The 10,752-nt window shown below is 62.3% G+C and carries 10 protein-coding genes, 1 tRNA gene and 1 pseudogene; 6 read left to right on the top strand and 6 right to left on the bottom strand.

Translation table 11 applies throughout. The features are described 5' to 3' along the window. The 3 genes and pseudogenes from EOC06_RS41900 to EOC06_RS07125 all read left to right on the top strand — a co-directional run. Positions 1–233, top strand: a pseudogene (locus EOC06_RS41900) (hypothetical protein); the annotation flags it as partial. Next, complete coding sequence (locus EOC06_RS07130; RefSeq protein ID WP_128307417.1) at positions 226–1,518, top strand: HlyD family secretion protein; 1,293 nt, start codon at positions 226–228, stop codon at positions 1,516–1,518. The pseudogene EOC06_RS41900 and the gene EOC06_RS07130, both read left to right, overlap by 8 nt. Further along, positions 1,515–3,056, top strand: coding sequence for a DHA2 family efflux MFS transporter permease subunit (locus EOC06_RS07125; RefSeq protein WP_128307416.1), 1,542 nt, complete (start codon positions 1,515–1,517; stop codon positions 3,054–3,056). The genes EOC06_RS07130 and EOC06_RS07125 overlap by 4 nt, the downstream gene beginning before the upstream one ends. A gap of 108 nt (positions 3,057–3,164) precedes the next feature. On the opposite strand, the gene EOC06_RS07120 is transcribed toward EOC06_RS07125, so the two are convergent. The 5 genes from EOC06_RS07120 to rpmH all read right to left on the bottom strand — a co-directional run bounded on the left by EOC06_RS07120 (position 3,165) and on the right by rpmH (position 7,147). Beyond that, entirely contained in the window at positions 3,165–3,722 is a 558-nt protein-coding gene (locus EOC06_RS07120; RefSeq protein ID WP_128307415.1) for a hypothetical protein, read from the bottom strand. A gap of 366 nt (positions 3,723–4,088) precedes the next feature. Continuing rightward, entirely contained in the window at positions 4,089–4,649 is a 561-nt protein-coding gene (locus EOC06_RS07115) for a fasciclin domain-containing protein (RefSeq protein ID WP_128307414.1), read from the bottom strand. Positions 4,650–4,828: 179 nt separating this feature from the next. Beyond that, complete coding sequence (gene yidC / locus EOC06_RS07110) at positions 4,829–6,628, bottom strand: membrane protein insertase YidC (protein ID WP_127380939.1); 1,800 nt, start codon at positions 6,626–6,628, stop codon at positions 4,829–4,831. Between the two features lie 14 nt (positions 6,629–6,642). Continuing rightward, positions 6,643–6,996, bottom strand: a complete 354-nt coding sequence (gene rnpA / locus EOC06_RS07105; protein WP_027040126.1) for a ribonuclease P protein component — start codon at positions 6,994–6,996, stop codon at positions 6,643–6,645. Positions 6,997–7,012: 16 nt separating this feature from the next. Beyond that, positions 7,013–7,147: a 50S ribosomal protein L34 gene (gene rpmH / locus EOC06_RS07100; RefSeq protein ID WP_008833937.1), complete on the bottom strand. Its 135-nt coding sequence runs from the start codon at positions 7,145–7,147 to the stop codon at positions 7,013–7,015. Between the two features lie 278 nt (positions 7,148–7,425). On the opposite strand from rpmH, the gene EOC06_RS07090 reads away from it, so the two are divergent. Together EOC06_RS07090 and EOC06_RS07085 are read left to right on the top strand one after the other, a co-directional pair. Continuing rightward, entirely contained in the window at positions 7,426–8,928 is a 1,503-nt protein-coding gene (locus tag EOC06_RS07090; RefSeq protein WP_127328107.1) for a HAMP domain-containing sensor histidine kinase, read from the top strand. Positions 8,929–9,147: 219 nt separating this feature from the next. Then, a tRNA-Arg gene (locus EOC06_RS07085) sits at positions 9,148–9,224 on the top strand. Between the two features lie 440 nt (positions 9,225–9,664). Here EOC06_RS07085 and EOC06_RS07080 read toward each other — a convergent pair. Further along, complete coding sequence (locus EOC06_RS07080; protein ID WP_206516808.1) at positions 9,665–10,405, bottom strand: hypothetical protein; 741 nt, start codon at positions 10,403–10,405, stop codon at positions 9,665–9,667. Here EOC06_RS07080 and EOC06_RS07075 point away from each other — a divergent pair. After that, positions 10,398–10,752 (top strand): hypothetical protein (locus tag EOC06_RS07075; RefSeq protein ID WP_164898496.1); only part of this gene is annotated, 355 nt, incomplete at its 3' end. The two genes, EOC06_RS07080 and EOC06_RS07075, sit on opposite strands and share 8 nt — an antisense overlap.

Raw genomic sequence — 10,752 nt, 5'->3', positions numbered from 1 at the left:
CGACAAAGGCCTCGTCCCGCGTCTTCTGCCCATGGCTGCTCTGCCTGAAGCCGCAAGCTCATCCGCTCATCGAAATCATGCGCAGCAATGGGCAGAAGACGCGGGACGAGGCCTTTGTCGGTCTTTCCGCGGATGCCCAGCTGCATCTGCTGCAAACCCTATCCCTCATCAAATCCAATCTGCTCGCGGCTTGCACCCAGCCTGCCGCCGACCGGGAGAAAACACATGGCTGAATCAACCTCACCAAAGAAGCCTGCCGAAGAAGACGGATCCTCCGCCGGCCGGGCGCGCGACCAGATCATCCGACTGGACAGCGAACGCGAACAAAGGCGAGCCGGCACCCTCATCGGCAATGACGAACTCGAAGCACCGGTCGCCCTGGAGCCGGCGGCGCTCGAGGCTCCGTCCAAGGAGCCACGCCAGGCCGGGGTTGCGGTGGCGCCTCCGGCGCCGGTCAAGCCCAAGCGCGGCCGGGCACGGCCGATCCTGTTTGCCCTGCTTCCGGTCGCGCTGGTCGTCGGCGGCTATTACTACGTCATCGGCGGCCAGGTCATGACGACCGACAATGCCTACATCCAGGCGCAGTCGCTCGGCGTTTCCACCGATGTCTCCGGCACTGTGTCCGAGATCGACGTGCACGAGAACGAGGCGGTGAAGAAGGACCAGGTGCTTTTCCGGCTGCGGCCGGCCTCTTTCGAAACCGCTCTTGCCGCCGCCCAGGCGCAGCTCGGCACTGTGCGCAACCAGGTGCTGACCTTGCAGGCGAGCTACCAGCAGTCGCAGGCGCTGATCGAGCAGGCGCAGGCCGACATCCCCTATTACGAGGCCGCTTTCCAGCGCCAGCAGGATCTGCTCAAGACCTCCACCTCCTCCAAGGCGACCTTCGACAGCGCCCAGCACGACCTCGTCGCCGCCCGTCAGAAGGTGTCCGTTGCCCAAGCGCAGGCACAGGCGACGCTTGCCCAGCTTGGCGGCGACGCCAGCCAGCCGGTGGAGAAGAATCCGTTCTACCTTCAGGCGCAATCGGCGGTCGACGACGCCCAGCGCAACCTTGCCGATTCCATCGTCAAGGCGCCGTTCGACGGCATCGTCACCAATGTCGACGCGCTTCAGGTTGGCAAGTACCTGCCGGCCTCGCAGCCGGCCTTCAGCCTGATTTCGGCGACCGATCTGTGGGTCGCGGCGGAGCCGAAGGAAACCGAACTGACTTATGTGCGGCCGGGACAGACGGCGACGATCAGCGTCGACAGCTATCCCGGCACCGTCTGGCACGGCACGGTCGCCTCGATCAGCCCGGCGTCGTCGTCGAGCTTCTCCTTGCTTCCGGCGCAGAACACCACCGGCAACTGGGTCAAGGTCGTGCAACGCATTCCGATGCGCGTGACGTTGGACGATCTCCAGGGCAAGCCGCCGTTGCGTGGCGGGATGAGCGTCGTGGTCGGCATCGATACCGGTCATGCGCGCGGCTTGCCGGACTTCGTGACGGACCTCCTCGGCCGGTTCGGACAAAAGTCATGACCGGCGCGTCCGCGACAGGTGGCGTGGTCGCCAATCGCGGCGCCATCACCGCCTGCGTGATCCTGGCCGTGATCATGCAGGCGCTGGACACGACCATCGCCAATGTCGCGCTGCCCTATATCCAGGGCAGCGTCTCGGCGAGTGCCGACCAGATCAACTGGGTGCTGACGTCCTATATCGTCGCGGCGGCCGTCATGACTCCGCCTTCGGGCTATCTTGCCAATCGTTTCGGCCGCAAGCGCATCCTTTTGATATCCATCACCGGCTTCGTCGTCGCGTCGGTGCTGTGCGGCTTCGCGCAGTCGCTGCCGCAGATCGTCGGCTTCCGCCTGCTGCAAGGTCTGTTCGGCGCGGCCCTGGTTCCGCTGGCGCAGAGCATCCTGCTCGACATCTACAGCGTCGAGGAGCGCGGCTCGGCGATGGCGCTGTTCGGCGTTTCGGTGATGGTCGGGCCGGTGCTCGGGCCGGTCATCGGCGGCTGGCTCACCGAAAACGTCAGCTGGCGCTGGGTGTTCTATATCAACGTTCCGATCGGGGCCCTGGCTTTCGCCGGCGTCTCGATGTTCGTCCAGGAAACCAAGACGGACCTCAAGGCCAGGCTGGACTGGCTGGGCTTCGGCATGCTCAGCATAACCATCGCCGCGCTGCAGATGTTCCTCGATCGCGGCGAGCAGCTCAACTGGTTTTCGTCGTCCGAGATCATCGTCGAGGCGCTGATCTGCGCGTCGACCTTCTACATCTTCCTCGTCCACACCTTCACCGCCAAAAACACATTCGTGAACCCGCGGCTGTTCCTCGACAGGAATTTCGCCGTCGGCATGATCTTCATCTTCATCATCGGCATCACCTATCTGGCCTCGCTGGCCCTGATGACGCCCTATCTGCAGACGTTGATGGGCTATCCGGTGGTGACGGCCGGCATCGTCATGGGGCCGCGCGGTCTCGGCACCATGGCTTGCATGTTCCTGGTCGGCAGGCTGATCGGCAAGGTGGACACGCGCTGGCTGCTGTTGACCGGTCTGCTGGTCACCGCCTGGGCGATGTACGACATGACCGGCTGGACCCCTGATGTTTCGCAATGGACGATCATCAGCACCGGCTTCATCCAGGGCGCGGGACTGGGTTTCCTGTTCGTGCCGCTGACCACCATCACCTTCGCCACGCTGGCGCCGGAGCGGCGCGCGGAAGGCACAGGCCTTTACAATCTGTCGCGGAACATCGGCTCCAGCGTCGGCATATCCGTCGTCACCGCGCTGTTGACGGAGAACGTGCAGATCAACCACGCCAACATCGCCACCTATGTGACGCCTTACAACCAGGCTTTCAGCAATCCGGCCATCTTCCAGGCGATGGATCCCTACAGCGCCGCGGGCCGCGCCGCGCTCGACGGCGTGGTGACGCTGCAGGCGACAATCATCAGTTATATGAACGACTTCAAGCTGATGATGATCCTGTCGCTTGCCGCCATTCCGCTGGTTCTGTTGCTGCGCAAGCCGGCGACTCCGGCGAAGATCGACCACAGCGCCGTGATGGAGTGATGTTTTGGTCGAGGGCCTTTTGTTGAAGCAAGTTTCGAATGCGTCACTGTCGACAAAATGGAAATACAACGTATGGCGACGTCGTCGGCTGTCCCGTTGCACGTGATGCTAGGTTGCCCAAGTATCCAGCTGATTGAGGACGGCAATCGCCGGATACGATTTCCTGCCGGGATAACTTTGGCGGTAGTAGGCATTCCAATAGCTTGTCGCCTTAGCGCGTATTGCACGCATTACCTGCCGGTTCTGCCGGACGAAACTGGCGTAAGCTGTCTGATCGAAATACGGCATCGCCAAATGGATATCGTCGAGAATTTCGACGACGTACTCGCCTAAGAGAAGAACGATGAATGGAACCGTCCAAGGCTCGTTCAGCGGAAGGATAATTTTGGCTGATTTTTGCCTCAGATAACCGTCTGTCGAACGTGTCAGCAAGCACTGCGACCCCGGCGAAAAGCTAGCGAAATCGACAGCTACGGTCGGCAGAAAATGCAACCGATAGGGAATGTAGATGCTGATCCCATCAGATGTGAGATGCCTCGAGGTTGTTCGGTAAGTGTCGTCGACGATGGGAGTCAATTCCTCAGCAGCTATATCGCCAAGCGCTCCAACTCCGAAAGCTGACTTTGCGGCATTTGGGAAAGGCTTGCGTTGGGTAAACCAATCCACGTCGTGTTCCTAACAAGGCTACGAAATCGATATGCAGTCAGTATGTCACATCTGCGGGCGCTAGGTGAGCGTTGTCTCTCTACCCCTCAACCGCGTTGGCAGTCGCATCGCGACGCCACATTCCGGTGCGCGGCGGTCCGTGCCAGCTTACGGCTAACCGGCATCTCGGCTACCCGCTCCGTTCAGGTATTTGTTCTCTACGGTCTTCGGTCCATGAACCAAAAGAAACCGGGGGCCTGTGAGGGACAGGACCCCGGCCGATGCCGATACGACTTCCCAAGAAACATGGCACCTCGTCATGAGGTGGGGATGGCAGGCCCGAGAAAGCCCCGACGGACCTGCCTTGATCCCCTTTGCCGAAAGCCGTTACTTCGGCAACAGCACCTTGTTGACGACATGGATGACGCCGTTCGACTGGTTGACGTCGGCGATCGTCACTCGCGCCTCGCCGCCTGACTCATCCATGATGTAGAGCTTGCCCTTCTTGACTTCAGCGGTAAGCGTGTCACCGGAGACGGTTTTCATCTCGTACTTGCCGCCCATCGCTTTGGCCTTCTTCATCATTTCGGCGCCCGAAATCTTGCCTGCCACGACATGCGCGGTCAGCACCTTGGTGAGCTTGCCCTTGTTCTCCGGCTTCAGCAGCGTGTCGACGGTGCCCTTGGGCAGTTTCGCAAACGTCGCGTTAGTCGGGGCGAAGACTGTGAACGGGCCAGCGCCCTGCAGCGTGTCGACCAGGCCGGCGGCCTTGACCGCGGCGACCAGCGTCGTGTGGTCCTTCGAATTGACGGCGTTCTCGACGATGTTCTTGGTGGTGTACATCGGCGCGCCGCCGACATTCGGGTTTTTGGCATAGGCGGGCGCGGCAATCGCCACGCCGGCGACGAACGCGGAAAGGGCGATGGTCCTGAATGACGGCAAGCGCATATGGTCTTCCTCCGGGTGAGGGCTGATCGGAATTGATAGCCTTTGGAAACGCACAGGCAGTCACGCCGCCGGCGGGGCGCAAGTTTCGCCGATCACAGGAACGTGATGCCGAAAGCGGCTTGAACGAAAAAGCCCCGCGCGAGGCGGGGCTTTGAAGGCTGGAGAAAGCGCTGCGCCTTCTATTCGGCCGGTGATGGTTTCTTTCGGAACAGCGCGACCAGATTGTCCCACAGCTCGATCTTGGCGCCCTGGCGCTTCATGATGATGCCTTGCTGCAGGATCGACAGCGTGTTGTTCCAGGCCCAGTAGATGACCAGGCCGGCCGGGAAACCCGCCATCATGAAGGTGAAGATGACAGGCATCCAGGTGAAGATCGCCGCCTGCGTCGGGTCCGGCGGCGTCGGGTTCATGCGCATCTGCAGGAACATGGTGACGCCCATGATCAGTGGCCATACGCCGATCATCAGCATATGCGGCAGCGTGATCGGAATGAGGCCGAACAGGTTGAACAGCGATGTCGGATCGGGCGCGGCCAGATCCTGGATCCAGCCGAAGAACGGCGCATGACGCATCTCGATGGTGATGTAGAGCACCTTGTAGAGCGCGAAGAACACCGGGATCTGCAGCGCCACCGGCCAGCAGCCGGCGATCGGATTGATCTTCTCGGTCTTGTAGAGCTCCATCATCGCCTGCTGCTGCTTCATCTTGTCGTCCGCGTATTTCTCGCGGATCTCGAGCATTTTCGGCTGCACCTTCTTCATGTTCGCCATCGACGCGTAGGACTTGTTGGCGAGCGGGTAGAAGATGGCCTTGACGATGACGGTGGTGGCGAGGATGGCCAGACCGAAATTGCCGAAGAATTTGTAGAGCGTGTCGATCAGCCAGAACATCGGCTTGGTGATGAAGTGGAACCAGCCCCAGTCGATCAAAAGATCGAACCGCTTGATTTGACGGTCCTCTGCATAGGCGTTGATCTTGCCGACCTCCTTGGCGCCGGCGAATATCTCGCTCTCCACCGTCGCCGATTGACCCGCGGCAACCGTTATCGGGTCGGTCAGGAAGTCGGACTGATAGCGGTGGCGGCCGTCCTCGAAAAAGGCGTAGCGCGGCTGGAACGGCTGCTTTTCGGTCGGCACCAGCGTCACCGCCCAGTATTTGTCGGTAATGCCCAACCAGCCGTCAGTCGACTTGCCCGGCGTGAACTGCTTGTCCGATTCGATGGACGCGTATTTGTGCTCCTGCAGGCCTTCGGTGCCGGTGAAGCCGATCAGGCCCTCATGCAGCACATAGGTGCTGGCAACGAGCGGCTTGTCGAAGCGGGTGACGCGGCCGTAATTGGACAGCGAGACGGCGGCCGTGCCCGCATTCTGCACCGTGTCGGACACCGTGAACATGTAATCGGTGTCGACGGAGAAGGTGCGCTTGAAGGTCAAGCCCTTGTCGTTCGAATAGGTCAGCGTGACCGGGGTCGTCGGCGTCAGCGTCGCATTGCCGTCGACGGTCCACACAGTCTCCGGACCGGGCACCGCACCGGTCTTGTCGTTGCCGACAAAGCCGATCTCGGCATAATAGCCATTGGGCAGTGCCGCCGGGTTGAGCAGGCTGATCTCGGGCGAGTTCTTGTCGACCGTCTCGGTGTAGTGCTTGAGCTTGAGGTCGTCGAGGCGGGCGCCGGTCAGGTTGATCGAACCCTCGAGGCTCGGCGTGTCGATCCTGGCGCGGGTCGTCGTGGCGAGCGCCTGTTCGCGGCCGGCCGGCGTCACGGCGTCGGTACCCGGTGCATTCGGAATGGCGCCAGGTGCGGCGGGCGTTCCGGTGTCGGTACCGGCGGCCTTCTTCTGCTCCTCGATGCGCTGCTGTTCGACGCGGGCCGCCTCGCGCTGGGCTTCGCTGCGCGGCAACACGTAAAAATATTGCCATACCGCAAGGATCAGCACCGACAGCGCGATGGTGATGAAGAAGTTCCGGTTGTTTTCCATCGAAAGCCCTTGGCCTATCGTGTTCCGCGCAGTCGGCGGGAGAGTTCGGCCTTCAACTGGCCGAACGGAGTGGTAAGCACGTCTTCGCGCCCGACGATGACATAATCATTGCCAGGCGCCATGTCACTTGCAGCATGCGTACGGACGGCTTCTCGCAGCCGCCGCCGGACACGGTTGCGGACAACCGCATTGCCGACCTTCTTGGTGACGGTGTAGCCGACGCGCGGCGACAGGCCGTCGCCGCGGTCGAGAACTTCAACGAGAAAAAGCCGCCCGCGTCGTTTTTCACCACGACGGACAGCCAGGAATTCCGCGCGCTTCAGAAGCCGCTTGGGATTTGGTCCCACTGGCTTGCCGGTTGCGGGCAACGATCTCGTCTTCCGTTCAGGCGCTGAGCCGCTTGCGGCCGCGGTTGCGGCGAGCTGCGACGACGCCGCGACCACCCTTGGTGGCCATGCGGGCACGGAAGCCGTGCCGACGTTTGCGGACGAGTTTAGACGGTTGGTAGGTACGCTTCATTTGTTTTAATACCGCGGGGTGCGGCCCTTCTTGATTCTGTCACTGTGTAACAGGAGCTTTGCCGGGCCGGCTTTGGCGCGATCGAAACCGCGCCGGGACGAATGGCCCGAGCGTGTGCGGGCTTATAGAAAGAAGGCTTTTGGAAGTCAATCCGGAGTCGTCGGGCGCAATCCGGCTCCGTTCAGGCCGGTTTATGTTTGCGACCAAGGATGAAATTGGCAAAAAAGCCGTAATCGCCTAATCTGCGTTGATCAAGTGATCGTGAAGACATTAGCCGCATGAGCGAAACCATACAGGCACAGGAAGGGATCGGCACGGCGGCGTCCACCGAGGCGCCAGCCGCCGTGCGCACGGTGCCGCTGTCGCGCGGCCTGTCGACCAAGCTGCTGCTGCTGACCATCGTCTTCGTGCTTCTGGCCGAAGTGCTGATCTTCCTGCCCTGGATCGCCAGCTACCGGCTGAACTGGCTTAAGGAACGGCTGAGCACGGCGGCTGCGGTGTCGATCGTGCTGGTGCAGGGTGAGCCCGCCTCGCTGTCGCGCACGGCCCAGAACGACGTGCTGATGGCGATCGGGGCCAAGGCGATCGCGGTGCGCGACGGCGGCGTCTCGCGGCTGCTGGTGGTGGCCGAAATGCCGCCGAAGGTCGACGCGCACATCGATATCGCCTCGATCGGCATGATCAAGGGCATGACCGGCGCGCTCGACACGCTGTTTTTCGGCGGCGACCGGATGCTGCGCGTCTTCGGCCCGGTCGGCGAGTCCGACAAGGAGTTCGAACTGATCATGCCCGACAACAGCCTGCGCAATGCGATGCTGCGCTATTCGCGCAACGTCGCCTTCGTCTCGCTGCTGATCTCGCTGTTCACCGCCATGCTGGTCTACGCCGCCATCGACCTGATCATGATCGGGCCGATCCGGACGATGACGCGCTCGATGCTGTCCTTCTCCGAGGCGCCCGACGATCCCGGACGGATCATCCATCCGGCTGCCCGCGCCGACGAGATCGGCGTTGCCGAGCGCGAGCTGTCCCAAATGCAGGAGCGGCTGCAAAAAATGCTCTCCGAGCAGAAGCATCTTGCCGACCTCGGCCTTGCCGTCTCCAAGATCAACCACGACATGCGCAACATCCTGGCCTCGGCGCAGCTGATGTCGGACCGCCTGCGCCAGGTCAAGGATCCGACCGTGCAGGCCTTCGCGCCGAAACTGCTGCGCGCACTCGACCGTGCCGTGTCCTATTCCGAAGGCGTGCTTCACTACGGCCGCACCCAGGAGCCGCCGCCCGCGCGCCGCCGGCTCCGGCTGCGGCAGCTGGTCGAAGACGTGCAAGGCCTGCTCGACATCGAGCAAGGCATCGAGTTCGTCAATTCGGTCGAGCCGGCCTTCGAGGTCGATGCCGATTCCGACCAGCTGTTCAGGGTGCTCACCAATCTGTGCCGGAATTCCGTGCAGGCGATGGCGGCCGACAGCGAAAACGCCTTGGTGCGCCGCCTGGCGGTTTCGGCCGTGCGTCTGGGCAGCGTCAGCCGCATTGCCGTCAGCGACACCGGACCCGGCCTGCCGCCCAAGGCGCGGGAAAACCTGTTCGCGGCCTTTCGCGGCTCGGCGCGCAGCGGCGGCACCGGCCTTGGCCTGGCGATCGCGCACGAACTGATCCGCGCGCATGGCGGCACGGTGGAACTGGTCGAGAGCATTGGCGGGCGCACCACATTCGCCGTCACCATCCCCGATCAGCCGGTCCGGCTCGACCAGGCGCGCAATGGCCTGCGCCGCCCCGCCTGACGGTTTAGAGCGCTGGGTCTCCAATGAGCAGGAACCGGCTCGACTTCGGACCGTTGCCAGGTGCCGGAATCCCAGCCTTCATCGCCGGCCAAGGCACTTGTGACAAAACTTTTGCCGGATCGACTTGCTTTTCCGAAATTCAGTCGCTAGGGAACACGTCTCGTCGCGACCGGTCGTTTACGATCGGATTGCGGGGTCATGGAAAGCATGGCCTGTTGCGCGCCCGTAGCTCAGCTGGATAGAGCACCAGACTACGAATCTGGGGGTCAGGAGTTCGAATCTCTTCGGGCGCGCCATTCCATCCAGCTGAAATTGCTTGCCTTTCAGGCCTCGCCAATCAACCGCATCGGCATTCCTGACGAATGGTGGCCCGCCTGTTAGTCAACAGACGATTCGACCAGATTCGCACGGATCGGGCTGGCGGTCATCGCGGTCGCTGGGTACACGCATGGGGCACCGGTGTTGATGTTGCCGGCTCCCAACGCAAAATCTAGGGAATGACTGTCCGAAAAAGGCCGTTTTCAACTGCCGCCGATTCCTCGCGTTCTCATACATGCTGATCGGCGGGATGAGGCGCGCTCTCCGCTCCGGCCCTCGCCCGCACCTCGAATTTGGTGCGCTTCAACTCCGGAAGAGTCTTCTGATGCTGCAGATGATCCAGCACGGTCTTCTGCGCGACGTTGCCAAACCCCCAAAGGCGCCTGCAAGCAGGGGCCTCTGTCTTCGACATGGGCCGTCACGTTCGATCTCGGTTGCCGGCGGACGATGCCGGCGCGCTCCCGGCTCGCACCTCCTGGAGCAGCAGCAACAGGTCTGCCTTGGCCCAAAGCAGATAGCAGACAAGCAATGTCAGCGGCGCTGCGACGAGCGTCCAGGAAGCGCCCGACCATACCAGTTGCAGGGCACCGCCGCTCCCCACCGCGGCCGAGACCAGCGCCGGCAGACGGCTGGCCAGAACGGCACTCCGGAACGGATTGGGCCAGTTGGCTGGCCAGCCGGGCAACGGCTTGCCGTCCTCGAAGGCGCTGCCGAACTTGCCGAGCGCATGCAGCAAGCCCGAGGTCGCCGCAAGCACAGGTTCGCCGAACAGGAACAGGGCGATGCCGAGTCCGATCGCCCCGACCCCCGACGTGATGTCGCCAAGGCGGTTTAGGGACACGTCTGGGGACGGCTTCCTGGCCCATGCGCGGCAGTAGATCTCGCCGCTCCAGAAGAAGACCAGCGTGGCCAGGGTGAGCGACAGGGCAGCGATGCTGCCAACGAAATAATCGAGGAGCGCGGCATGGCCACTCACGGCGGAACCCGGCGGCACGGCAACGATCTGGACCATGACGCCCGTCGCCAGCCCGAGCCCATTGCCGAGATTGTAATATCCTCCGGGACCTACCATGCGTGAACGGATTGCCGCGGCGAAACGCGACAGGCCTGAAGTGTCGCCCGGCTCTCCGGCGGCATCGGGAAGGTCATGCATGATCATTGATAACGAACCCCGCGATCAGGCAGCGCACGCAGAAGACGTGCTGGATCATCTCGATCCGAGCAGCAGACAGTTGGCCCGCACCTTCGACATATCGATGTTTCGACAAAAGCTGGTGTATGTGGCGCGCGGTGAGACCAGCTTAGATCAGACCGCGGTCGATCGGGCTTCCTTAGGTGTTCGGCTCGGTCGTCATCGTGCTCTCGTCGTTTTCCGCCCTGTTCAGATTGGCGCAGTGCGGGTGAGCGTTGGCGGGGACAATCTCATAACCGGCTGCGATCAACTGGAGACTCATCTCCTCGAAGTGACGCTTCGAGCCGCTGACGATCGATTCAGGCGTGTAGTTC

It is taken from the genome of Mesorhizobium sp. M7A.F.Ca.MR.362.00.0.0 (assembly GCF_004023175.1).
Lineage (GTDB): Bacteria > Pseudomonadota > Alphaproteobacteria > Rhizobiales > Rhizobiaceae > Mesorhizobium.
The sequence above is the reverse complement of the archived record's forward strand: the minus strand, read 5'-3'. Positions and strand labels throughout refer to the sequence as shown.

What these genes read in the sequence shown, in the direction of transcription:
- EOC06_RS07130 (WP_128307417.1), top strand. Translation starts at nt 226, where the DNA reads ATGGCTGAATCAACCTCACCAAAGAAGCCTGCCGAAGAAGACGGATCC.
- EOC06_RS07125 (WP_128307416.1), top strand. Translation starts at nt 1,515, where the DNA reads ATGACCGGCGCGTCCGCGACAGGTGGCGTGGTCGCCAATCGCGGCGCC.
- EOC06_RS07115 (WP_128307414.1), bottom strand. Translation starts at nt 4,649, where the DNA reads ATGCGCTTGCCGTCATTCAGGACCATCGCCCTTTCCGCGTTCGTCGCC.
- yidC (WP_127380939.1), bottom strand. Translation starts at nt 6,628, where the DNA reads ATGGAAAACAACCGGAACTTCTTCATCACCATCGCGCTGTCGGTGCTG.
- rpmH (WP_008833937.1), bottom strand. Translation starts at nt 7,147, where the DNA reads ATGAAGCGTACCTACCAACCGTCTAAACTCGTCCGCAAACGTCGGCAC.
- EOC06_RS07090 (WP_127328107.1), top strand. Translation starts at nt 7,426, where the DNA reads ATGAGCGAAACCATACAGGCACAGGAAGGGATCGGCACGGCGGCGTCC.
- EOC06_RS07080 (WP_206516808.1), bottom strand. Translation starts at nt 10,405, where the DNA reads ATGATCATGCATGACCTTCCCGATGCCGCCGGAGAGCCGGGCGACACT.